Genomic DNA, 21,093 nt, shown 5'->3' with positions numbered 1-21,093 from the left:
GGCCGAGAGCGATCGTGGTCCCCAGCGGGGTCGGAGTAATGCCCTTCGAGCGCGGGCTTCGCCCGCGCAACCGATTCCTGGGGGAGGCCTCGGAGGGGGCCGTCGAGGCCCCCTCCGATTGTCCTAGCGGGGTCGGAGGACCGGCGGTCTGGAGGTAGCCTTCGCCATGAAGCGCGCCGAGCCGATCTGCGGGGTCATCCTGCTGGGCCTGGCCGCCGCATGCGTGGTCGAGGCCCTCCGCATCCGGGACGACTGGCAGGGGGCGAAGCTGGTGCCGGCCGTGCTGAGCATGGTCTTCGTCCTCTTGGCAGCCGGCCACCTCATGTCCCGGCGACGATCCGGGCCGAGCGAGGGCGACCCCTCGTGGCCCGACGCGGAGGGCTGGCGGCGGGTCGGCCTCGTGTTCGGGGCCCTGGTGGCGTACGTGCTCGCCCTGCCGTATCTCGGCTTCCTACCTGCGACGGCCGCGCTCCTCCTGGGGCTCATCCGGCTCCTGGGAGCTTTCTCCTGGCCGGTGACAGTCGTCCTGACGGCCGTCACCGCCGTCGCGAGCCACGTCGTCTTCAAGCTCTGGCTGGGCATGCCGTTGCCGGCCGGGCCGCTGGGACTTTGAAGCGAGCCTGGGAGCACAAGAAATATCTCCCGCTGGCCATCAAGATCGGCATCCGGAAGTAGGAGGAAGGATCAGCCATGAAGCCTCCGCGGTTCGACTACCTGGTGCCGCGAACCCAGGACGAGGCGCTCGCCATGCTGGCCGAGCATGGCGAGCGGGCGAAGCTGCTGGCGGGTGGACAGAGCCTGATCCCGCTCCTCAACTTCCGCCTCGTCCAACCCGAAGCGCTGGTGGACATCAACCGGATCGCGGACCTCGCCTACGTCCGCGAGCGGAACGGCGGCCTCGCCGTCGGCGCCCTGACCCGCCAGCACGCGCTCGAGCGCTCCGAGACCGTGCGTCGCCGCCTTCCCATCCTGGCCGAGGCGTGTCGCCTCATCGGTCACCTGCCCATCCGCCATCGCGGGACCGTCGGCGGCAACCTGGCCCACGCCGACCCCGCATCGGAACTTCCCGCCGTGATGCTCGCGCTGGACGCGGAATTCGTCGTGGTCGCGAAGGGCGCGCGTCGCATGCTGGCGGCGCGCGACTTCTTCACCGGCGTCCTCAGCACCGCCCTGCGTCCGGGTGAGCTGCTGGCCGAGATCCGGCTGCCGGGGCTGCCGCCCCGGACAGGGGCCGCCTTCGTCGAGATGGCGCGGCGGGCCGGCGACTTCGCCCTGGTGGGCGTGGCGGCTCTCCTCACGCTCGACGCCGCCGGCCGCTGCCAGCAGGCTCGGCTGGCGCTCTGCGGCGTGGGCCCGACACCGATCCGCGCCAGCGAGGCCGAGCGCGTGCTGATCGGCGAGGCGCCGCGGGGGGCCGCGCTTGAGGCCGCCGCCGAGCGCGCGGTGGCCGCCACCGACCCGCCCAGCGACATCCACGGATCGGCCGAGTTCCGTCGCAAGCTCGCGCGCTACTTCACGCGCCAGGCGCTCGAGACTGACGCGCAGCGCGCAGGAGGTGTCTGACCATGCCACGCACTGTGCCGATCAAGCTCACCGTGAACGGCGTCCAGCACGAGCTCGCCGTCGAGCCCCGCCGGCTCCTCGTGGACGTCCTGCGCGAGGACCTGGCCCTGACCGGGACCCACGTGGGTTGCGAGCACGGCGTCTGCGGTACCTGTACCGTGCTCGTCAACGGCGAGAGCGCCCGCTCCTGCCTCATGTTTGCTGTCGGCGCCGACGGCGCCGAGATCCTCACCGTGGAGGGACTCGGGCAGGGCGCCCGGCTGCACCCGCTCCAGGAGGCGTTCCGCGAGGCCCAGGGGCTCCAGTGCGGCTTCTGCACCCCGGCGATGCTAATGGTCGCCTACGAGCTCCTGCAGCAGAACCCCTCCCCGAGCGAGGAGGAGATCCGGGAGGCGATCTCGGCCAACCTCTGCCGCTGTACCGGCTACCAGAGCATCGTCGAAGCCGTGCAACTCGCCGCCGCGCGGCACGCGGTGGCGGGTGCCCGTTGAAGGAGACCAGCCATGGCGACCGCGCAGCGCACCTGGATTGGCACGGACGTTCCGCGGCTTGAGGATCCGAAGCTCCTCGCCGGCCGCGCCACCTACGTCGACGACGTCAAGCTCCCGGGCATGCTCCACGCCGCGGTGCTGCGGAGCCCGCACGCCCACGCCCGCGTCGCGCGGATCGACGTGAGCCGGGCGCGGTCGCTGCCGGGCGTCTTCGCGGTGATCACCGGCGAGGACGCCCGCGACCTCTCCAACCCGCTCCCCGCGTTCTGCGCGGAGCCCGTGGTCGAGTACGCGCTGGCGGTCGACAAGGCCCGGTACGTCGGCGAGGCGGTCGCGGCGGTGGCCGCCGTGGACCGCTACACGGCCGAGGACGCGGTGGCGCTCATCGAAGTCGACTACGAACCGCTGCCGGCGATCACCGACCCGTTCGAGGCGATGAAGCCGGGCGCGCCGAAGGTCCACGAGAACCTCCCGAGCAACCTCGTCTTCGAGAAGACGCTCTCCTTCGGCGACGTCGCGGGCGACTTCGCCACGGCGGATCGGGTCATCCGCCGCCGTCTCCGCTACCACCGGGCGAGCGCCCAGCCGCTCGAGACGGCCGGCGCCGTCTGTCGCTACGATCCCTTCAGCCAGCGGATGGACGTCTGGTCAAACACGAACATGATCAACTACGTGGGCTGGCTGCTCGCCAACACCCTCAAGGTGCCCGCCAGCAAGCTCAACATCATCCCGCTCTACGTGGGCGGCAGCTTCGGCTCCAAGCACGTGCTGGGCAAGGTGATCGCGATCGCCGGGATGCTCGCGAAGCTCACCGGCCGACCGGTCAAGTTCATGGAGGATCGGGTCGACAACCTGGTGGCCTGCGAGAACCTTGCCTGCGATCGCTACTACGATTCCGAACTCGCCATCACCCGCGACGGCATCTTCAAGAGCCTCCGCGTCCGGGTCGTCGACGACTACGGCGCCTACTTCCAGTTCGGCCACGGCACCCACGGCAACGCCCTCGCCCAGGCGACCGGGGCGTATCGGATCCGGAGCCTCGAGTACACGGTCCGGTGCGCGCTCACGAACAAGTGCCAGCAGGGCGTCTTCCGGGGCGCCGGCTCCGACGCCGGCAACTTTAACCTGGAGCGTCTGGTCGACGCGGCGGCCCGGGAGCTCGGCATCGACCCGGTCGAGATCCGGCGACGCAACTTCATTCCGCCCGACGCGTTCCCGTTCAAGACGCCGCAGGGGAACGTGTACGACAGCGGCAACTACCCGGCCGTGCTCGGCCGCGCGCTCACCATGGCGGGCTGGGAGGAGCTGCGCCGGATGCAGGCCGAAGCGCGCCGGCGGGGGAGCTACATCGGCATCGGGCTCGCGACCGCGCACCAGCGGAGCGTCTACGGGCCCACCGAGTTCTGGTTCTGGTACGACACGCCGGGTCTCACCAGCGTGCCCGAGAGCGTCGGCCTCGCGCTGGGGCCGACGGGCGAGTTCATCGTGACGATGTTTTCGCCGTTCTGGGGCAACAGCCCGGAGACCGTCGTCGCCCAGACCGTCGCCGAGGAGTTCGGCATCGACCCCTCGCAGGTAACGGTCGCCTACGAGTCCTCGCAGCACGGGCTCCCGAGCGCTGGCCCCGGCGGGAGCCGCATGACCGTCATGCTCACCGGCGCGGTCGCGGGGGCGGCCCGCAAGCTCAAGCGGAAGATGGCCCAGATCGTCGCCCATCACCTGGAGGCCGCCCCCGAGGACATCGCGTTCGCCGGGGGCCGGGCGATGATCCGCGGCGCGCCCGACAAGGCGCTCTCCTACGCCGAGATCGGCTTCAAGGCCTACTGGTTCAAGCTCGACCTGCCGCCAGAGATGGAGAGCGGTCTCGAGGCGCGGCACACCTACGACCATCCCTACCTGACCATGCCCTCCCCGGACCGCAAGGACCTCGGCGCGTTCTACCCGATGATGGCCCATGGCGCCCACATCCCGGTGGTCGAGGTCAACCCGCACACCGGCCAGGTCCGTCTCCTCCGGTACGTCGCCGTGCACGACGTGGGCACCATCGTGAACCCGAAGAGCCTCCGTGGCCAGATCGCTGGCGGCATCACGCAGGGCATCGGCATGGCCCTCTACGAGGAGTGCGCCTACGACGCCCACGGCCAGCCGCTCAGCGCGAGCTTCATGGACTACCTCCTGCCGACGGCGATGGAGGTGCCGAAGTTCGAGATCGGTCACGTGGAGACCCCGTCGCCCTTCACCGAGTACGGCGTCAAGGGTGGCGGCGAGGGCGGGCGCATGATCGCGCCGGCCGCGGTCGCGAGTGCTGTCGAGGACGCGCTCGCCCCGCTCGGCGTGCGGGTCGACGAGGTCCCGATGACGCCCGAGCGGATCGTGAGCTGGGTCGAGGCGGCGCGGCGGCGGTGAGCCAGGCCTCGCCCCGGGGGCTTCGGTCGGGGGGCTCCTGAGACTGGGCACTGGCTCGCGCGGGCCCGGGCGGCGGCAAGGTGGGCCTGGATGATTACCTCGTGGCCCAGAGCGGGGAGTCGCTCAAGAAGCCGGGCCTCCCCCTGAAGCACCCACGTCATCTTCCGCAACGAGCGCGATCCCCTCCTCCTTGCGACCTGGACCGGCCTCACCGGCCTCAAGGACACGCTGGCCGACCTCCGGGCCCGCTTCAGCCCCCCGCCCCGGCCGACGAGGAGCCGGGCAGCATGTTCTTTTCTCTTCCCCAGGGCGCGATCCGTGGACACGTGGACAACCCGCATCAACACTGGCTTGTCCACGCATCGTGAAGCGTGGACAGTCCACGGATGCAGAAGCGTGGACAACCCGCACGAATACTGCCTTGTCCACGTGTCCACGCTTCGGGGTGTCGCGGGGACAGAAAAGAGGGCCCTCTGTGGATAACCTGGCGCCCCGGATCCTGCAGCTGGTCGGCCGGCTAGCGGGTGGCTGGCTGGTCGCTCGCGCGGCCGCGCCTCCGCGCGATCGAGCGTCGCCGGAGCGTGCCTACCGCCAAGTCCTCACCCGCTGGTTCGAGCTGACGGCCTTGGGGCCGGCGCTGACCAGGCTGAGGTGAGGAGGGTCCACCAGGACACCGGCCGTCTCATCGACGAGTTTCGCCGCTGACAAATACACACCGCTTTCGTCCGCTCACCAGGGCATCAGAGAACGCGTCGCAATACCTCGGAAAGCAACTCGGTGTGGCGCCGGTCCATCTCCTGAATGTATTGACCCGTCTGCTCCATCCGATTATCCATGCGCTCTAGCAACTCCGTGTGGCGCCGATCCATCTCCTGAGTGTGAGCAGCTATCCGCACGATCAGCTCCTGGGTCCGCCGGTCGCCCGCCGCGATCAGCTCCTGGGTCCGCCGGTCACCGGCCTCGATGACCTGCCCGAGTTCCCGTCTGGTCATGCGTCCGTTCCACACAGAGAAGACGGCCACGATGAGCCCAAAGATCGTCGAGCCCCCGAAGATGTACGTCCAGACAACAAGATCCATGCCGCCAGTATAACACGAAGACTCAGCTTAGCCTGCGCGCGCGAGGCTGGCTGTGCTAATTCGCGAGGGTACGATAGAAGCGCTGCTGGACAAGGTTACGAACACAAAAGGCTGGACCATCTCCACCTTCAGTCGCCCCCTTTTTCCGGCCTTCAATGCGTTAACGCGTTGACAACCCGCTCCAGGAGCGGCGTGTAAACGCATCGTGAAGCGTTAACGGTTAACCGATGTCGAAGCGTTTACAACCCGCATAAAGACTGGCGTGTAAACGTGTTAACGCTTCGGGGCCGGTGGATAATCTCGCGTCCCGGATCCTGACCCTCGTCACCCGGCTGTCAGGCCGGGACGAGCCCGGACCGGGTACCGCCACTGCCCTGGACCGGGCCGCCACCGAAGCAGCCTACAGGCAGGCCATCTTGCGCGGCTTCGAGGTGATCGCCCAAGGCCCGGCTGCCGACCGGGCGGAGGTGGACAGTGTCTACCAGCAGATACTCCGGCTCATCGACGAAGTGGGCGAACCCCGCGCGACCGCCCTCCGCCGCCAGCGGGCTCGGAAGTGGTCGCCAGAAACCAGCGTGTGCCGGTACTGCGGCGAGCGTTCCCAATACCACGACCCCCAGCTGTGGAGGTAGGCCACCAGGTGGACCATCTCGTCCCCCTTGAACTCCGGGCGCTCTAGTGGTTCTGCTTCAGAAAAATGAGGCGTTCGGTGGATGGCCCGATCTACTGACCGGCTAGTAAATTGGCGTGGGCGGGTTTCGGGATGCGGCGGCGGAGTCCAGGGTCGCGGCTCAGTCTCACGCGCGAGAAGATCCTCCAGGAAAGCGCGCGGGTGTTCAACCGTCGCGGATACCACGGGACGACGCTCGACGACATCGCCCGCGCTCTCGGAGTCACCAAAGCGGCGCTCTACTACTACGTGAAGAGCAAGGAGGAGCTGCTCTACCAGTGCCACCAGGCTTCCCTGGATATCGCCATCGAGGGGATTCGCCGGGCCATCGCCAAGGCCTCGACCGCGGATGAGCAGCTGAGAATCGCGCTCGCCTATTACATCGAGGGGATGACCGATCAGCTCACCGGGACGGTGGTGCTTCTGGAGGAGGGGGCGCTGTCTCCTCGCCGTCATCGGCGGGTCATCGAGCGGAGGGACGGGTATGAGCGGATGCTGCGGACGCTCATCGAGGAGGGTATCGCCGCAGGGGTGTTTGTCCCGTGTGATCCCAAGCTGGTCGGCTTCGCGATCCTGGGCGCCATGAACTGGATCCCGAAGTGGTATACCCCGACGGGAAGGTGTTCGGCGCAGGAAATCGCCGAGGTGTTTTCCACGTACCTCGTCCGAGGGCTGCAGAAGCTCCCCTCGACGGAGGCGCTTGATGGATGATGCCTGGATCCCCAGCGCGTGCAGCCTCTGCTACAACCAGTGCGGGATCAGGGTCCACAAGAAGAACGGGGTGGTGGTAAAGATCGAGGGGAACCCCGAGAGCCCGCTCGGGATGGGCCGGCTCTGCCCCAAGGGCCTGGCGGGGATCATGCTCCTCTACGATCCGCATCGGCTGAAGGTCCCCCTCAAGCGGACCAATCCTCTGAAGGGAATCCACGTCGATCCCGGGTGGGTGGAGATCACCTGGGAGGAGGCCCTCGCGACCATCACCGAGAAGCTCAGGAAGATCCGCGCGGAGGATCCGCGGAAGCTGGTCCTGGCCGGCTGCGTCCCCTCCCTCTCACCGCTGGTCTTCGGCATGGGCATCTTCATGCCGGCCTTCGGCTCCTCCAATGTCTTTGTCTCCAACGGCCACCAGTGCGGCAACGCCGAGCACCTCCTGGCCGCGACCCTTCATGGCGCGCTGACCACCAACCCGGACCTGGAGCACACGAACTACCTCCTGGTGTTCGGCTCTCACTGCGGGACCGCGGCCTACTACGCCACGATGATCTACACCGGCCTTCTCCTGGGCGCGATCAGGCCGATCCCCTTCTGGAGCACGCCGATCCTTCCGCTGCTCTTCCTCGTCTCCTCGCTCTCGACAGGGCTCATGGCGGTCGACCTGCTCCTGACGGTTTCCGCCGCACTGAACGGGAACCCGGCGGACGGGATCCTGGAGGCACTCAGGATGGCGGACCTTTTCTTGCTCGCGCTGGAGGCCACGGTGGTCGTTCTCTACCTTTCGCTCGCCCACGCCACTGTGGCGACGCGGGCCTCCAGAGCGCTCCTCACAGTGGGCGCCCTCGCCCGCCGCTTCTGGGGAGGCGTGGTGCTGGCGGGGATCGTGGTCCCGTTCATCCTCCAGCTCCTGGAGGTGACCTACCCGATCCCGGGGGAGGCAGCGTGGGCGATGGTGTCGAGCAGCCTCGGGCTCCTGGGCGGTCTCTTTCTCCGTCACGTGGTGATCGCGGGAGGCGTGAAGAGCCCGCTCAACGCCGCTGGTCTCCTGTTCGCCACGCCGAGCCGAGGCCCTCACCCTTCCCTCTCCCCGCTTGCGGGGGGAGGACCCAGGTGAGGGGAGATGAGAACGGTCACTGTCAACCTGATCGGCGTCGCGGTGCCTGGGCTTCCCCGGCAGATGGTGCTCTCTCTCGACGAGGGCGCGACGATCCGGGCCCTCCTCGAACTACAAGACGGTGCACTGGCTGTTTCTCGGTAAAGGCCTCGTCGTGCTGGGGAAGCTTGTCCTGCTGCTCTCTGTCCCCCTGTTCTGGGAAGTCCGGGTGCCCCTTCTCTTCGCCGTGGTCATCCTGGCGTCCGTTGGGGCGCACATGCCAGCGCGGTACCGCAACTACTCCGTGATCTTTCGACGGGAGCTCCTGACGGAAGCGTTACCGCTTCCCGTTGCCGGTCAGAGCTCCTGAGCCGATATGGAACCCGTCATCCCGGCCGATCCCCCGATCCCGTGGACCGAGGAGGCGCGGCGGCGGGTCGAGAACGCCCCGGCCTTCGTCCGCCGCGGCATCTTGAAGCTCATGCAGAAGCGGGCTCGGGAACGGGGACGAACGGTCATCGACTCCGCGTTCCTGACCGAGATCCGCAACGAAGCCATGCTGCGCGTCGCCAGGTGCATCAAGGGCTTCGGCTTCGAGGAACTCTCGATGGACGCCTTCGAGGTCGCCAAGGCCAAGATGCGGAAGCTTCCCCGCAAGGTCGAGGTCATCGAGGCGATCAAGGCGTTCCTGGCCGGACGCACGCAGAAGAACGAGATGATCCTCGACAAGTTCCAGCGCTACCTCGACATGATGCCGGACCGGGGCCTCCCCTGGACCGAGGAGGCGCTGGCGCGGCTTCAGCGAGCGCCGGGCTTCGTGCGCGAGCTGGCCCGGCAGGCGATCGAGGCGGAGGCCCGGCGGTGGGGCGAGAAGGTCGTCACTCCCGAGGTGGTGGACCTGACGCTGGGTGCCGCCCGCGCCGGGGTCGGGGCGAGCCCCGAGCGGACGGGAGCCCGTGCCGACGAGCCGCTCCAGGACGTGACGATGCTCTGGACCGCTGAAGCAGAGGGACGCCTCCGCCGGATCCCGATCCCCGCGATCCGACGAATGGTCATCCGGCGAGTCGAGGCCCGGGCCAGGGAGCGGGAATGCCAGGTGGTGGACGTGGCGCTCTACGACGAAGCAGTCCGGAAGCCCGCTGTCGGCTGACGGAGAGGGGAAGGGTGCGATGAGCTGTCGTGTGGGTCGGCGGCGGGAGGAGAGCCTCGCATCGCTCACGGAGGACCAGATCGTGACCCTCCTCGAACTGGCCCGGCGGCGGGACGAGGTCACGTTCAAGGAACTGGCCCGCTGCCTGGGCGTGGCGCCGGATGAGCTGGACGAGTTCTGGACGAGGGCGGTGACCCGCACCCGTGTGTCGCCGGGTTGAGGGCACGGACCCCCCGACACCGCAGGGCGCACGATGGGGGAGGCGGAGCGGGAGTTCCTCGTGACGCGAGAGGTCTGGCGGGCGGCCGTTTTGCGGGCGAGAGCCCTGGACGCCTACCGCCAGCGCCCGGTCGGACAGTGGCCGTACGTGTGGGGGCTCAAAGCCCCGCGCGTGTTGCTCCGCTGGTACGACTACGCCATGGGGCGCATCACCGGCGAAGACGCGGGGAGCGGGAAGGTCCGCTGCACGCTCCTGATCCTGGGCTGCACCGGCGAGATCAGGAACCCCGCGGCCTACGCCCGCCTGAGAGAGCAGTTCTTCTCCGAACTCCTGGACCAGTCTGCCGCAGCCGAGCAGCGAGAAGGAGATCGAACGCCCTCGGCGGAGGACACCGGAGCTGTGGAGCGCCGGGTCCGTCTCGCCGGAGAGGCAAATGCTCCAGGGAGGTGACGCGATGAAGATCGGGCTAGCGTTACCCGCTCAGGTGGCCGGTGTCACGCCGGCCGACGTGCTGGGGTTCGCCGAGCGGGCGGAGCAGCACGGGCTGGACTCGGCGTGGGTGCTTGACCGGTTGATCTTATAGCTGCTGGGCTCCTGGCATCGAAACGGGCTAGCTGGCAGGGGGTGAAACGATGGCGCCGACGCTTCGCGTGGGGGCGGCCCAGGTCGCCCCGAAGTTCTTCGACACGGCTGGCACGCTCAAGAAGACGATCCAGGTCATTCAGGAGGCGGGGCGCCTCGGCTTGGACCTCGTCGTGTTTCCCGAGACCTATTTCGCAGCCTACCCGTACTGGCGGGGCTCCGTCTCTGTCCGCCGCTCCACGGAGCTCCTCGTCCGGATGCAGCGGAGCGCCATCCGGATCCCCGGGGAGGAGACGGAGGAGCTGGCGGCCGCCGCCTGCCGGGCCCGGGTCAACTGCGTCATCGGCTGCAATGAGCTGGACGACCGACCGGGCAGCCTGACCCTTTACAACACGTTGCTCTTCGTCGGGCGCGACGGCCGGCTCCTCGGCCGGCACCGCAAGCTGATGCCGACCCACTCGGAGCGCGTCTACTGGGGGATGGGAGATGCGAGCGACATCGGCGTCTTCGAAACGGACATCGGCAAGGTGGGCGGGCTCATCTGTTACGAGCACCACATGACGCTGCTGCGCGCGGCCATGGCGATCAGGGGAGAGGAGATCCACTGCGCCGTCTGGCCCGGGTGGTGGACGGTCGAGCGGCACCTCGGCGCCAAGCGGGGCGAGGCCGGCGCCCGGGCCTGCGACATCGAGCCCGCCATCCGCGAGTATGCGATCGAGAACCAGGTCTTCGTCGTGAGCTCGAGTTGGTACCTGCCTCACGAAGAAATCCCCGCCGACCTGGCGAACGAGATGAAGTACAACCTCGCCGTCGGCGGAAGCTGCATCGTGAACCCCGCGGGGCTCTTCGTCCGGGAGCCGGTCTTCCAGGAGGAGCGGATCGTCTGGGCGGAGATCGACCTCGAGGATCGGCATCTGGCAAAGGCCTACTTCGACTGCCTGGGGCACTACGCGCGCTTCGACCTCCTGAGCCTCAACATCCGGGAGGAGGCCTGGACACCGACGGGGCCGAAGCCCGCCGCCGCACCCGGCGCGCCGCCGGATCCCGGCCGGCGACTGGCCGAGCTCGCGGATCGGTACGGGGTGGAGCGTCGAAAGCTTGAGGAGCTGATCGAGGCCCTTCTCGCCAGGGGAGGGGAGTCCCGCGGGAGGGAACCATGCCGCTGATCGATGTGCACACCCACATTCTTTCCACCTATTACGACACGGTGTGCTACGACGCGCAGGCCCTCCTCCTGGCGTACAAGCTCGCTGGGGCCCGGCAGCTACTCTACGGCAGCGACTACCCGCACAACATCGGGGACATGCCTGGGTGCGCGGCGAGGATCGACGCGCTACCGGTTGGCGAGCCGGTAAAGGAGATGATTCGCTCCGGCAACGCCCGGCGCATCTTCAGGCTAGCGTCGTGACCCGATCGTCTGCAGGAAGGGTACGCGGAGCGCCCGCTCCACCGGGCCCGCGCGTGAGGGCGAAGGGCGGATTCCCGTCGAGGGAGCTTTGGAGGGGCTACCCAGGATGACGCACCGCTGGCCAGCGTTCACCGCCGCCGCGGTGCAGGCCGCGCCGGTCTATCTCAACTGTGACGCGACCGTGGACAAGGCCTGCGCCTTGATCCGCGAGGCCGCTCGCTCCGGAGCGAGGCTGGTGGCTTTCCCGGAGGTCTTCGTCCCCGGGTTCCCCCACTGGATCTACCTCGACCGCCCCCAGGCGAACGAGCACTACTTCGTCGAGTTGGTGAGGGAGGCCGTCGACGTTCCGGGACCGGTGACCGCGAAGCTCGGCCAGGCCGCTCGGGAGGCGTCGGCGTTTGTGGTGATCGGCGTGAACGAGAGGAGCCGGCGCAGCATCGGGGAGCTGTTCAACACCAATTTAATCTTCGCCCCCGAGGGGTCGCTCCTAGGCTGGCATCGGAAGCTCATGCCCACGTACGCGGAGAAGATGATCTGGAGCTTCGGCGACGGCTCGACCCTCCGCGTGTACGACACCGCGGTCGGCCGCCTCGGCACCCTTTGCTGCGGCGAGAACACGAACCCGCTGGCCCGCTTCGCCCTCATCGCCCAGGGCGAGCAGGTCCACGTGGCGAACTATCCGGCCCGCCCGGCAGGAGACGCGTTCGACCTCAGGCGCGCCATCGAGATCCGCTCGGCGGCGCACGCGTTCGAGGGGAAGTGCTTCGTGGTGGTGGCTGGGAGCCTGATCAGCCCGGGGATGCGCGAGATCCTCGGTGACACTCCGGAGAAGCGCCGGCTCCTCGGCGCGGGGAGCGCGACCTTTACGGGGATCGTGGGGCCGGACGGTACGGTGATCGCGGGCCCGGCGCCCGACGACGCCGAGGAAATCGTCTACGGCGAGATCGACCTGGAAGCGGTCATCAGGCCGAAGATCCACCACGATGTCGCCGGCAACTACAACCGCTTCGACGTCCTCTCCCTCACGCTGAACCGCGCCTCCCTGGCGGCGATCCGCGAGGTCACGGCGACACCCACGGGCCTCGAGGTTACTGGGGCAGAGGCCTGGCGGCTCCTCAACGAGCTGAGGCGCCGGGTTGACTCAGCCTCCCCGGAGGAACTCCACGCCCTCGTGGAATCCTTGCTGGCCTCGCTGCCCTCCAAGAACGCGTAAGCCTCCGGACCGCTGGCTAGCGCAATCGGCCCAGGAAATTAGGATGAACGTTCCTCGCGCTGAGCGGGCGGAAAGGGTAGAAGTACGAATGTCGGCCGGAGGAAAGGAGGCAGGTCCGTGAGGAGGCAACTCGTGGCGCTCGCCGGTGTCGTGCTGCTGACGATGGTTCTGGCTGCGGGTTATCAGTGGTACACGGAAGGGAAATGGTTCGCCACGGTGCCGGAGAAGGATTTCCGCCTCTCGAGGCTGATCGCCGAGATCCGGACGGCGACCCAGCGCTATCAGGACGTGGAGCAGGCCAGGGCAGACGGGTACGTGCAGGTCTCGGGGAACATGCCTCTGGTGGGTTACCACTTCTCCAACGCCGGGATTGCTCAGTTCGATTACACCCACCCCTCGACCCTCCTCTACGTCCGGGCGGAGGGACGATGGCAGCTGGTCGGCCTCGAGTACGCGGTTCCTGGGGAGCGGCCCGCCGAGAGCCCGTTTCCTGGCATCGCCTGGCAACGGCAGCTGGCGATGTGTCGGTATGCGGACTGGCAGGAGTTCCCGGTGCGCTCCGCCGAAGGGTGCCCCCGGAATCATCCTGAGACGAAGAGCCCCTTCGCTACCTGGCATCCGGACCAGTGGGGGATCCGTCTCTGGCTCTGGTATCCGAACCCCTACGGGCTCTTCGCCCGTCTGAACCCACTCCTGGCGCCCTTCGATGACCGGACGATCCCGCCGGACCAGGCGGGGAGCTGGGCGGAGTGGAAAGAGCATACCGCCTTCTCGAACTTCAACCATCACTTCTCGGGGTGGCTGGTGCTCCTGATGGGGGTGGCCATGATCGTCCCCGCCGTGTGGGGTGAGGGCCGGCGTTCGAGGCTCAACCTTCTCTGGGCCAGCCTGGCCCTGGGCCTGGCGGCGTTTATCCTTTACCGGAGCGATCCCGACTATTGGCCGTACGGCGTCTGGACTCTGGCCGAAACGCTGGCAGATCGGGAGGCCGTCGAGCACAAGCTCTCCGGCCTGATCATCCTGGCGATGGGTGTGGTGGAGGGGCTGCGGGTGCGCGGGACGCTCTCCCATTGGGCGTGGGGGCTGATCTTTCCCTGGCTGGCGATCACGGGGGGGACGATCCTGCTGTTCCATCTGCATCCCATCAGCAACTTCAACTATCTCGGCCGGAATAATCAGCCGCACACCACCGAGGGGATCACGGCGATCCTTGCCGGCGTGACGTATCTCCTCGGTGCGTGGGGGATCATGCGGCAGCGGTGGTGGAGGCCGGTGCCGGCTGTCCTGGTCATGCTGATGGGCCTGCAACTGATTCTCTACCTCGAATAGGGTCAACAGGGAGCCGGGATGATGAGGGCGAAGAACATCGGGGTCCTGGAACGGCGGGCGCGCCTCGTCGGGGGCGGCCTCCTGATCCTCCTCGGAGTTGGTCTGGGCGGCTGGACTGGCTGGGTGAGCGGGTTGGCCGGCCTCGCTCTCGTCCTGACGTCAGCCGTCCGCTACTGACCGTGAAAGGCGCTGGCGCTGAGGGTCCTCAGCGGCGGGAGGTCGCCGGCCCCTTCGGTTCGGGGCGGTGAACATATGAGCGGGGAAATTAAGAAGAAAGGGGAATCGAATCCATGAGGGCAGGGTCCGTGAGAATAGAGCCCATGAGAGGAAGTAGAAGCCATGCCGCCAATGCCGTCGGGGATCAGCTCCTCACCTGGCGGCTCCGCTGGATCGGCGCGGTGGGGGCCTTCCTGGCCCTGGTCACAGTCCTCGACTGGACGACCGTGCTCAAGCTCGCAGCCGGTTTTTACTTCGTCGTCGGCTGGTACCACCACTTTCAGGAGTACGAGTTCTGGGTCCTCGGGCTCAACCGGGGTGCCGAGGTTAGGCCTAACCGCTGGGCTCCACGGGACCTCGCCCCGCTCCTCGTACCCTATCTGGCCTTCCTCGGGATCACCTACAGCCCCATCCAGTTTGAGTTCTTCCTCTTGGCCGCCCTCTACAACGGAATCGTCCACGACGGGATCATCCCCCAGTACGTCCTCAGTGAGGAGTCCCAGAACGGGGGCCGCCCCAGGCGCACGGCGCTTCTGCTCCTCCACCTCCCGGCTCTCGTCCTCTTCGCCCTCGGGATCGCCGGGGGGTTCCTGGATTACGCGTACAAGGGAGAGCTCCACCATGCCGTCACCGGCTTCTCCCGCTACGCCCAGCTCTTGGGGGAGCCGAACCCCTGGTTCCTGGCGATCTCCTCGTTTATTGCCTACGCGCACGCCATCACCTGGATTACTACCATCAGGGGACGGATCCAGGCGCGCGCCGAGCTGGCGCAGAAATACAACAGTCCCGTCGCCCGGGCGGTTCGCTACGTCGCGGGGATCTTCTTCGTCGGGATCTGGAGCTACGGCCTCTGGCAGGCCTGGCCCGACAACCCCGAGGGTTTCCACATCGTCACCACCGTCTTCCTCTACTCCTCGCTCCTTCACCAGTGGAGCGAGCTGCTCTTGGTCTTCAAGTATTACGGGACCGCCGCCAGACAGCTGGAAGTCGCGGCGTGAGACGGGCTGAGCCGGCGGCTGCCCAGCCGGCCGCGGCCCCGCCGTTTCCTGGGTGCGATTCACCAGAAAAATGAGGCGATCGCTCCATTTACATCCACGGCCACACCGATCAACCTGCTCGAAAGCGATGAAACATGTAAAGCGATCGGGGCGTTCGGGCGGGGGCGCGAAGCGCCGCTACCTCTCCCGCGGCGAGGTGGCTCGGCTCTTCGAAGTCTCCCCGGCCACCGTGGCCCGCTGGGCCCGGGAGGGGAGGCTCCCGCACGTGTCTACCGTCGGCGGGCACCGCCGATACCGCACAGACGAGATCCTCGCCATCGTGGAGAAGACCGCCGAACCTCGCTGGCCCGAGCGTAACAAACGGAGGGTGCGGTCATGACACGGAACAGGATTACGCTCCTCCTCGTCGAGCAGAACGCCAAGGCCGCTTTCAGAATCGCCAGCCGCGGCTACGTTCTCGAGGCGGGAGGCGTGATGGCTGGCGCGCTGGAGGAGCAGCCCTCGTACGACGACGTGCGGCGGGTGTACCTGGGGGAGAACCGGTACCTCGCCTGGGACGCGGTGTGAAGGGAGGAGAGGGCCGATGCTGGAGCCCAGAGCCGCCGAGGACTTCGTGTTCAAGGACCTGCTCTACGAGAAGAAGGACTGGGTCGCGCGGATCACGCTGAACCGCCCCCATGTGTTGAACGCGTTATCGACCAACCTCCTGGTCGAGCTGACCGAGGCGGTGACGGACGCGTCCTGGGACGACGCGGTGGCGGTCATCGTGGTCACGGGCAGCGGCGAGCGCGCATTCTGCGCGGGAGGCGACGTCGAGGAGTACGCGACCCGCTACACCCGCCGCCCGCGTGACTACTGGAAGTACATGGGCGTGTTCCAGGCCGCGCTCGACGCGATCCGGAACTCGGGCAAGCCGGTCGTCGCGCGCCTGAACGGCGTCGTCGTTGGCGGGGGCAACGAGCTCAACCTGGCCTGCGACCTGGCGGTGGCGGCGGACCATGTCCGCATCCGCCAGGTCGGGGCGCGGGTCGGGAGCGTGGCCGCCGCCGGCGCGACCCAGTGGCTGCCCCTTCTCGTCGGCGACCGCCGCGCCCGCGAGATGCTGATGACCTGCGACGAGATCACCGCCGAAGAGGCGCTCCGGTGGGGGCTCGTCAACCGCGTGGTCCCGTTGGGCGAGCTGGACCGGGCGGTGGACGAGCTCTGCCAGAAGCTGATCCACAAGTACCCCGAGTCTCTGCGCTACACGAAGGCGCAGGCCAACTTCTGGAAGGACCTGGTCTGGTCCCTGACCATCCCGCACGCGCGCGACTGGCTCACCGTCCACTACGCCTCGCTCGAGCCCCAGGAGGGGATGGCCGCTTTCGTCGAGAAGCGGCCGTGGGACTACCTCGCCCTCCGCCGCCGCGCGGCGGAAGGGAAGTCGAGCGAGTTCCGCTGGGGCCCGTACACGCGGGCGTGTCAAACCTGCGGCGCGAAATACCTGCCCGAGGAGTTCGCCTTCTGTGGCCGCTGCGGTGAGCCGCTGGTGTCGGGCTAACGGTGCAGGACTCCGGAACGGGGCGCCGGGTCGAGCTATGCACCCTGAGGGGAGCCGTTGGTGTCGGAGTGAGACGCAGGCAGGCTGATGCAATCGCACTAGCAGATTGAGTCAATCGCTCCTGGTGCGCCGGCGCGAGCCCGGTTCAGAGTAGTGACGCGGCGATCGGTGGAGCCGTCTTCCTGACGGAGGCACACCGTGGTGACACGAGCATTCATGTTGAGGGCGGCCGGCAGCGCGTGCCTTCTCTTGGCCGTAGCGGTCGGATACACCGGCATTGCTGCCGCGCCGTCGGAGTCGCCGCGTGGCGCGCCCGCCGCCGCGAGCGGCGTGCTACCGGTGTCGCTGACTCCGACGACCATCCGGCCGGCCTCGCCGGAGCTCCTGGCCCTCGGCAAACGCGTCTACGAGAAGCAGTGCGCGGCCTGCCACGGGCTCGACGGCCGGGGCGAGGGTGAGGCGGCGTACCTCCTCTACCCGAAGCCCAGAGACTTCACCACCGGCAAATTCGCGCTGGTCTCGACCTGGGAGCGGATCCCCACCGACGAGGATTTGTTCCGGACGATCTCCCGCGGGATGCCCGGCTCGGCGATGCCCTCGTGGGGGCACCTCTCCGAGGAGGAGCGCTGGGGCCTGGTCCATTACGTGAAGTCGTTCGCCCCGGGTCCGTGGACGATCCCGCCTCCCGCTGACCCGAAGGGCGAGGGCGGCATGGGCCGGGGCGTCGTCCGCGTGCCACCCGAGCCGCCGTTCACTCCCGAGGCGCGGGCGCGCGCCCTCGAGCTCTACGCCGATGCCTGCGCCTCCTGCCACGGCAAGACCGGCAAAGGAGACGGCACCGAGAAGCAGAAGGACGAAAAGGGGTACCCGACCCGGCCGCGCGATCTGACGCTCGGGGTCTTCAAAGGCAACCCCGATCCCGCCACGCTCTACCGTCGCATCGTCGCCGGGATGCCCGGAACGCCCATGCCGATGAGCGACTGGGCCTATGGGGACGACGCCTGGCGACTGGTGCACCTCGTCAGGTCGTGGTCGAGCGACGAGCAGCGCGCCCGCGCCGAGATGCGAAAGTTCCGGATCGTCGCTCGCCGTGTCGAGCGGGTACCCGACCATCCCGACTCGGGTGCCTGGCGGCTCGCGACGCCCGTCAACCTCCACCTGATGCCGCTCTGGTGGCGGACCGACCGTCCTGAGGAGGTTACGGTACGCGCGGTTCACGACGGGAGCGAACTTGCCCTCCTCCTCGTCTGGGCCGACGCGACCCATGACCACACGGCGATGCGGCCCCAGGACTTCCGTGATGCCGTGGCGGCGCAGTTCGCGCTGACCCCGGATCCGCCGTTCTTCGCCATGGGGAGCAAGGGGCAGTTCGTCAACATCTGGATGTGGAAGTCCGAGCGCCAGGCGGACCTGGAGCCCGCGTTCCAGGACCTCGAGAAGGTCTACCCGAACATCGGGATCGACTCCTACCCGAACCTGCTCGTCTCGCCGATGGAGCAGCCGACCCGCCACGCCCTCACCCTTCAGTCGGACCCGGCCTTCGTGACCGGTTGGGGGGCGGGCAACATCGTGTCGGATCCGCTCCGCGGCAGCGCGGCCGAGGACCTCGCCGCTCAGGGCTTCGGGACGCTGAGGGCGCGGCCGTGGGATGACCAGGCCGTCAGCGCGCGGGGGGTGTACCGGACCGGGTCCTACCGCGTCGTGACGCGCCGCTCGCTGGGCGGGAGCGGACAGCGCGCGATCTCGTTCAGGCCCGGCACCACGATTCCCGTCGCCTTCGCCGTCTGGAACGGGAGCGCCGGCGACCGGGACGGCAAGAAGTCGGTCACGATCTGGCAAGACCTGGTGCTCGAACCGTAACGACACCCGGGGGGCGCGCGATGAAATTCGGGATGCTGCATCTCTTCGAGAACCCGATCGGGAAATCCGAACACGAGATCGTCCACGAGCAGTTGACGTTGATGCAGGCCGCCGAGGATTACGGCTTCGACTCGGTCTGGCCCGCGGAGCATCACTTCAGCGAGTACGGGTACTGTGCCTCTCCGGCGCTGACGCTGGCCGCCCTGGCCATGGAGACCAGGCGGCTCAGGCTCGGCACCGGCGTCGTGGTCCTCCCCCTCAACCATCCCCTGCGTGTGGCAGAAGACTACGCGATGCTCGACTTGATGTCCCATGGCCGCGTCGATCTGGGGGTGGGGCGCGGCTATCAGCCGAGCGAGTTTGCGCGCTACGGCGTCGATCTGACCCGGACCCGCGGGATGTTCGACGAGGCCATTCAGATCATCCGCAAGGCATGGACCCAGGAGACGGTCACGTTTCACGGTACGCACTACCGCTTCGACGCGGTGCCGGTGAGACCGAAACCGCTTCAGCGTCCGCATCCGCCGATCTGGATGGCCTGCCTGAGCCCGGAAACCTTCGAGCTGGCCGGGCGCTACGGGTTCAACCTCCTCTTCGGCACCGTCTTCGGGCTCCCCCCCGACAAAGCAAAAGAGTTGCAGGTCTCCTATCGCCGGGGACTGGTTGCCGCGGGCCACGATCCCGTCGATCGTCGGCGAGCCTCGCTGATGATGGTCTACGTAGCTGATTCGATGGAGCAGGCCCGCGGGGAGTTCGCCGATCCGGTGATCTGGTACTACCGGACCATCGCGAAGTATGTGGCACCCCCGAAGGGCGAGGCGCCGGTCAAGACTTACGAGATGTACGCCAAGACCCGCGACCTCGCCGCCACCGCCGGATGGGATGAGCTCCTGAAGCGGAAGGCCGTGATCTGCGGCGATCCAGATTTCGTCGTCGAGGAGCTGGCGAAGGCGCAGGAAGTGTACGGGTTCACCGATCTCCTCTGCTGGACCCGGCTCGGCGGGCTGGACCACCGGAAGGTGCTTCACTCCATGGACCTCATGAGCACAAAAGTCTTTCCCCACCTCAGGCACCTGGCGCCGCCACCGCTGCCGGTGGCGCTGTGAGAGCCGGCACCATGGCGAGGTTCAGGAAGGTGGCACGCGTGGCTGACGTTCCGGAAGGGCAGGGGATCGTGGTGGAGGCGGGAGGGAAGCGCGCGGTGCTGTTCAACGTCTGCGGCGGGATCTGCGCCGTCGAGGCGCCGTGCGTTCAGCATCACGCGCCTTCGGAGAAGCGCGTGATCTGCGGGGCGCGCCCCTCCTGTCCCTGGCACGGGATGCCGGTCGACCTCGCGCGGGGGATCTGTTTGGCGTTTGCGGCGACGGCTCCCGCCGGCAAATACGCGGCGAAGGTCAAAGGGGCCGACATCCTTGCGGCCATCTGAAGGGGACGCGATATGGCGTCCAGCAGGATGCTGAAGTATCTCGTTCGAGCGCGGGCTTAGCCCGCGGAACCAACTCGAGCCTCGCGCGGCGGGGGGCCTGCCTCACGGCATGGCCGACCCCGCCACGCTCGAACGACGGGGGGAGGCATCGGAAGGGGCGGGTACCCGCGCCACACCCGTGCGCCAGCGCGGGGGGGTCGGCGTGGGTGCGCCCCCCTCCGAGGAATCAGGAGGAGTTCCCGGGATGAGCGGGATGGATCGACGGGATTTTCTCAGGTGGATCGGCGCTGGGACCGGGACGGCGGTGGCCGAGCTGGGGCTCCCGCTGAGGCTCCTGGCGGCGGCCGACCCGGATCAGAACCCGCTGGCGGGCTCGGTGGCCCGGGACTGGGAGCGGATCTACCGCGACCAGTACAGGTACGACAGCACGTTCGACTGGGTCTGCTCGCCCAACGACACCCACGCGTGCCGGGTGCGCGCGTACGTGCGCAACGGCATCGTGACGCGGCTCGGGAACACCTATGACTACCAGACCTACGCCGACCTCTACGGCAACCGCGCCACGGCCAACTGGAACCCCCGCCAGTGCGCCAAGGGGTACACGTTCCATCGCGTCCTCTACGGTCCCTATCGGCTCAAACATCCCATCGTTCGCAAAGGCTGGAAGGCGTGGGCCGATGCGGGGTTTCCCGAGCTGACGCCGGAGCTCCGGTCCAAGTACCTGTTCGACAACCGGGGACAGGACGAGTTCATCCAGATCTCCTGGGAGGACGCCTTCCACGACATGGCCAAGGCCCTTGTGGTGATCGCCGAGCGCTACAGCGGCGAGAAGGGCAAGGAACGCCTCCTGGCCCAGGGCTACCAGCCCGAGATGGTGGAGGCCACCGGCGGGGCCGGGACGCGCTGCATCAAGATGCGCGGGGGCATGGGCCTCCTGGGGGTCATCGGCAAGTACGGCATGTACCGGCTCAACAACTCTCTGGCGCTGCTCGACGCGTGGATCCGGCGGGTCAGTCCGAACGAAGCCAGGGCGGGGCGCAACTGGTCCAACTACACCTGGCACGGCGAACAGGCCCCGGGTCATCCCTGCGACCATGGGCTGCAGACCTCCGACACGGATAACAACGACCTGCGC

At 67.9% G+C, this 21,093-nt stretch carries 27 protein-coding genes; 26 read left to right on the top strand and 1 reads right to left on the bottom strand.

Annotation, left to right across the window (positions count from 1 at the left end; genetic code table 11):
• The first annotated feature begins 166 nt into the window (after nucleotides 1–166).
• The 5 genes from HY726_01170 (at nucleotide 167) to HY726_01150 (ending at nucleotide 5,115) form a co-directional block, all read left to right on the top strand.
• Complete coding sequence (locus HY726_01170) at nucleotides 167–613, top strand: tripartite tricarboxylate transporter TctB family protein (GenBank protein MBI4607603.1); 447 nt, start codon at nucleotides 167–169, stop codon at nucleotides 611–613.
• A 77-nt stretch (nucleotides 614–690) separates the two neighbouring features.
• Entirely contained in the window at nucleotides 691–1,563 is an 873-nt protein-coding gene (locus tag HY726_01165) for a xanthine dehydrogenase family protein subunit M (protein ID MBI4607602.1), read from the top strand.
• A 2-nt stretch (nucleotides 1,564–1,565) separates the two neighbouring features.
• On the top strand, nucleotides 1,566–2,054 hold the full coding sequence (locus tag HY726_01160; GenBank protein ID MBI4607601.1) for a (2Fe-2S)-binding protein: 489 nt from the start codon (nucleotides 1,566–1,568) through the stop codon (nucleotides 2,052–2,054).
• A gap of 12 nt (nucleotides 2,055–2,066) precedes the next feature.
• Complete coding sequence (locus HY726_01155) at nucleotides 2,067–4,460, top strand: xanthine dehydrogenase family protein (protein ID MBI4607600.1); 2,394 nt, start codon at nucleotides 2,067–2,069, stop codon at nucleotides 4,458–4,460.
• A 475-nt stretch (nucleotides 4,461–4,935) separates the two neighbouring features.
• Nucleotides 4,936–5,115, top strand: a complete 180-nt coding sequence (locus tag HY726_01150; GenBank protein ID MBI4607599.1) for a hypothetical protein — start codon at nucleotides 4,936–4,938, stop codon at nucleotides 5,113–5,115.
• Between the two features lie 85 nt (nucleotides 5,116–5,200).
• On the opposite strand, the gene HY726_01145 is transcribed toward HY726_01150, so the two are convergent.
• A complete protein-coding gene (locus HY726_01145) occupies nucleotides 5,201–5,539 on the bottom strand; it encodes a hypothetical protein (protein MBI4607598.1) in 339 nt (112 codons plus the stop codon).
• Between the two features lie 290 nt (nucleotides 5,540–5,829).
• Here HY726_01145 and HY726_01140 point away from each other — a divergent pair, with 290 nt between their 5' ends.
• From HY726_01140 to HY726_01040, 21 genes are all read left to right on the top strand, one after another.
• A complete protein-coding gene (locus tag HY726_01140) occupies nucleotides 5,830–6,171 on the top strand; it encodes a hypothetical protein (GenBank protein ID MBI4607597.1) in 342 nt (113 codons plus the stop codon).
• A gap of 131 nt (nucleotides 6,172–6,302) precedes the next feature.
• Nucleotides 6,303–6,920 carry a TetR/AcrR family transcriptional regulator gene (locus HY726_01135; protein MBI4607596.1) on the top strand — a complete coding sequence of 206 codons (618 nt, stop codon included), beginning with the start codon at nucleotides 6,303–6,305 and terminating at the stop codon, nucleotides 6,918–6,920.
• The gene (gene nrfD / locus HY726_01130) at nucleotides 6,913–8,037 is read left to right on the top strand and encodes a polysulfide reductase NrfD (GenBank protein ID MBI4607595.1); all 1,125 of its coding nucleotides are present in this window, start codon (nucleotides 6,913–6,915) and stop codon (nucleotides 8,035–8,037) included. Before HY726_01135 ends, nrfD begins: the two co-directional genes overlap by 8 nt.
• Nucleotides 8,038–8,043: 6 nt before the next feature.
• Complete coding sequence (locus HY726_01125) at nucleotides 8,044–8,181, top strand: hypothetical protein (protein MBI4607594.1); 138 nt, start codon at nucleotides 8,044–8,046, stop codon at nucleotides 8,179–8,181.
• Nucleotides 8,159–8,386: a hypothetical protein gene (locus tag HY726_01120; protein ID MBI4607593.1), complete on the top strand. Its 228-nt coding sequence runs from the start codon at nucleotides 8,159–8,161 to the stop codon at nucleotides 8,384–8,386. The genes HY726_01125 and HY726_01120 overlap by 23 nt, the downstream gene beginning before the upstream one ends.
• 6 nt (nucleotides 8,387–8,392) lie before the next feature.
• Complete coding sequence (locus HY726_01115) at nucleotides 8,393–9,166, top strand: PCP reductase family protein (protein MBI4607592.1); 774 nt, start codon at nucleotides 8,393–8,395, stop codon at nucleotides 9,164–9,166.
• A 19-nt stretch (nucleotides 9,167–9,185) separates the two neighbouring features.
• Nucleotides 9,186–9,386, top strand: coding sequence for a hypothetical protein (locus HY726_01110; GenBank protein ID MBI4607591.1), 201 nt, complete (start codon nucleotides 9,186–9,188; stop codon nucleotides 9,384–9,386).
• A 33-nt stretch (nucleotides 9,387–9,419) separates the two neighbouring features.
• The gene (locus HY726_01105) at nucleotides 9,420–9,836 is read left to right on the top strand and encodes a hypothetical protein (protein ID MBI4607590.1); all 417 of its coding nucleotides are present in this window, start codon (nucleotides 9,420–9,422) and stop codon (nucleotides 9,834–9,836) included.
• 182 nt (nucleotides 9,837–10,018) lie between these two features.
• On the top strand, nucleotides 10,019–11,134 hold the full coding sequence (locus tag HY726_01100) for a carbon-nitrogen hydrolase family protein (GenBank protein ID MBI4607589.1): 1,116 nt from the start codon (nucleotides 10,019–10,021) through the stop codon (nucleotides 11,132–11,134).
• Nucleotides 11,125–11,376 carry an amidohydrolase family protein gene (locus HY726_01095; protein ID MBI4607588.1) on the top strand — a complete coding sequence of 84 codons (252 nt, stop codon included), beginning with the start codon at nucleotides 11,125–11,127 and terminating at the stop codon, nucleotides 11,374–11,376. The genes HY726_01100 and HY726_01095 overlap by 10 nt, the downstream gene beginning before the upstream one ends.
• 106 nt (nucleotides 11,377–11,482) lie before the next feature.
• Nucleotides 11,483–12,589 carry a carbon-nitrogen hydrolase family protein gene (locus tag HY726_01090; GenBank protein ID MBI4607587.1) on the top strand — a complete coding sequence of 369 codons (1,107 nt, stop codon included), beginning with the start codon at nucleotides 11,483–11,485 and terminating at the stop codon, nucleotides 12,587–12,589.
• A 117-nt stretch (nucleotides 12,590–12,706) separates the two neighbouring features.
• Nucleotides 12,707–13,918, top strand: a complete 1,212-nt coding sequence (locus HY726_01085) for a hypothetical protein (GenBank protein MBI4607586.1) — start codon at nucleotides 12,707–12,709, stop codon at nucleotides 13,916–13,918.
• 18 nt (nucleotides 13,919–13,936) lie between these two features.
• Nucleotides 13,937–14,095, top strand: a complete 159-nt coding sequence (locus tag HY726_01080; protein ID MBI4607585.1) for a DUF2892 domain-containing protein — start codon at nucleotides 13,937–13,939, stop codon at nucleotides 14,093–14,095.
• A gap of 143 nt (nucleotides 14,096–14,238) precedes the next feature.
• The gene (locus HY726_01075) at nucleotides 14,239–15,132 is read left to right on the top strand and encodes a hypothetical protein (GenBank protein MBI4607584.1); all 894 of its coding nucleotides are present in this window, start codon (nucleotides 14,239–14,241) and stop codon (nucleotides 15,130–15,132) included.
• Between the two features lie 127 nt (nucleotides 15,133–15,259).
• Nucleotides 15,260–15,511 (top strand): helix-turn-helix domain-containing protein, encoded by a 252-nt coding sequence (locus tag HY726_01070; GenBank protein MBI4607583.1) that lies wholly within the window; start codon nucleotides 15,260–15,262, stop codon nucleotides 15,509–15,511.
• A complete protein-coding gene (locus HY726_01065) occupies nucleotides 15,508–15,699 on the top strand; it encodes a hypothetical protein (protein ID MBI4607582.1) in 192 nt (63 codons plus the stop codon). Before HY726_01070 ends, HY726_01065 begins: the two co-directional genes overlap by 4 nt.
• Nucleotides 15,700–15,715: 16 nt before the next feature.
• Entirely contained in the window at nucleotides 15,716–16,672 is a 957-nt protein-coding gene (locus HY726_01060; GenBank protein ID MBI4607581.1) for an enoyl-CoA hydratase/isomerase family protein, read from the top strand.
• Between the two features lie 198 nt (nucleotides 16,673–16,870).
• Complete coding sequence (locus tag HY726_01055; protein MBI4607580.1) at nucleotides 16,871–18,532, top strand: c-type cytochrome; 1,662 nt, start codon at nucleotides 16,871–16,873, stop codon at nucleotides 18,530–18,532.
• A 20-nt stretch (nucleotides 18,533–18,552) separates the two neighbouring features.
• A complete protein-coding gene (locus HY726_01050; GenBank protein MBI4607579.1) occupies nucleotides 18,553–19,638 on the top strand; it encodes an LLM class flavin-dependent oxidoreductase in 1,086 nt (361 codons plus the stop codon).
• An 11-nt stretch (nucleotides 19,639–19,649) separates the two neighbouring features.
• A complete protein-coding gene (locus HY726_01045; GenBank protein ID MBI4607578.1) occupies nucleotides 19,650–19,958 on the top strand; it encodes a Rieske 2Fe-2S domain-containing protein in 309 nt (102 codons plus the stop codon).
• Between the two features lie 253 nt (nucleotides 19,959–20,211).
• A partial coding sequence (locus HY726_01040; GenBank protein MBI4607577.1) for a molybdopterin-dependent oxidoreductase occupies nucleotides 20,212–21,093 on the top strand: 882 nt, incomplete at its 3' end.

This window comes from Candidatus Rokuibacteriota bacterium (assembly GCA_016209385.1).
GTDB lineage: Bacteria > Methylomirabilota > Methylomirabilia > Rokubacteriales > CSP1-6 > JACQWB01.
The sequence above is the reverse complement of the archived record's forward strand: the minus strand, read 5'-3'. Positions and strand labels throughout refer to the sequence as shown.

What these genes read in the sequence shown, in the direction of transcription:
- HY726_01160 (MBI4607601.1), top strand. Translation starts at nt 1,566, where the DNA reads ATGCCACGCACTGTGCCGATCAAGCTCACCGTGAACGGCGTCCAGCAC.
- HY726_01090 (MBI4607587.1), top strand. Translation starts at nt 11,483, where the DNA reads ATGACGCACCGCTGGCCAGCGTTCACCGCCGCCGCGGTGCAGGCCGCG.
- HY726_01080 (MBI4607585.1), top strand. Translation starts at nt 13,937, where the DNA reads ATGATGAGGGCGAAGAACATCGGGGTCCTGGAACGGCGGGCGCGCCTC.
- HY726_01155 (MBI4607600.1), top strand. Translation starts at nt 2,067, where the DNA reads ATGGCGACCGCGCAGCGCACCTGGATTGGCACGGACGTTCCGCGGCTT.
- HY726_01075 (MBI4607584.1), top strand. Translation starts at nt 14,239, where the DNA reads ATGAGAGGAAGTAGAAGCCATGCCGCCAATGCCGTCGGGGATCAGCTC.
- HY726_01045 (MBI4607578.1), top strand. Translation starts at nt 19,650, where the DNA reads ATGGCGAGGTTCAGGAAGGTGGCACGCGTGGCTGACGTTCCGGAAGGG.
- HY726_01065 (MBI4607582.1), top strand. Translation starts at nt 15,508, where the DNA reads ATGACACGGAACAGGATTACGCTCCTCCTCGTCGAGCAGAACGCCAAG.
- HY726_01170 (MBI4607603.1), top strand. Translation starts at nt 167, where the DNA reads ATGAAGCGCGCCGAGCCGATCTGCGGGGTCATCCTGCTGGGCCTGGCC.
- HY726_01135 (MBI4607596.1), top strand. Translation starts at nt 6,303, where the DNA reads ATGCGGCGGCGGAGTCCAGGGTCGCGGCTCAGTCTCACGCGCGAGAAG.
- HY726_01165 (MBI4607602.1), top strand. Translation starts at nt 691, where the DNA reads ATGAAGCCTCCGCGGTTCGACTACCTGGTGCCGCGAACCCAGGACGAG.
- HY726_01145 (MBI4607598.1), bottom strand. Translation starts at nt 5,539, where the DNA reads ATGGATCTTGTTGTCTGGACGTACATCTTCGGGGGCTCGACGATCTTT.
- HY726_01060 (MBI4607581.1), top strand. Translation starts at nt 15,716, where the DNA reads ATGCTGGAGCCCAGAGCCGCCGAGGACTTCGTGTTCAAGGACCTGCTC.
- HY726_01125 (MBI4607594.1), top strand. Translation starts at nt 8,044, where the DNA reads ATGAGAACGGTCACTGTCAACCTGATCGGCGTCGCGGTGCCTGGGCTT.
- HY726_01050 (MBI4607579.1), top strand. Translation starts at nt 18,553, where the DNA reads ATGAAATTCGGGATGCTGCATCTCTTCGAGAACCCGATCGGGAAATCC.
- HY726_01100 (MBI4607589.1), top strand. Translation starts at nt 10,019, where the DNA reads ATGGCGCCGACGCTTCGCGTGGGGGCGGCCCAGGTCGCCCCGAAGTTC.
- nrfD (MBI4607595.1), top strand. Translation starts at nt 6,913, where the DNA reads ATGGATGATGCCTGGATCCCCAGCGCGTGCAGCCTCTGCTACAACCAG.
- HY726_01070 (MBI4607583.1), top strand. Translation starts at nt 15,260, where the DNA reads ATGAAACATGTAAAGCGATCGGGGCGTTCGGGCGGGGGCGCGAAGCGC.
- HY726_01110 (MBI4607591.1), top strand. Translation starts at nt 9,186, where the DNA reads ATGAGCTGTCGTGTGGGTCGGCGGCGGGAGGAGAGCCTCGCATCGCTC.
- HY726_01115 (MBI4607592.1), top strand. Translation starts at nt 8,393, where the DNA reads ATGGAACCCGTCATCCCGGCCGATCCCCCGATCCCGTGGACCGAGGAG.
- HY726_01105 (MBI4607590.1), top strand. Translation starts at nt 9,420, where the DNA reads ATGGGGGAGGCGGAGCGGGAGTTCCTCGTGACGCGAGAGGTCTGGCGG.
- HY726_01095 (MBI4607588.1), top strand. Translation starts at nt 11,125, where the DNA reads ATGCCGCTGATCGATGTGCACACCCACATTCTTTCCACCTATTACGAC.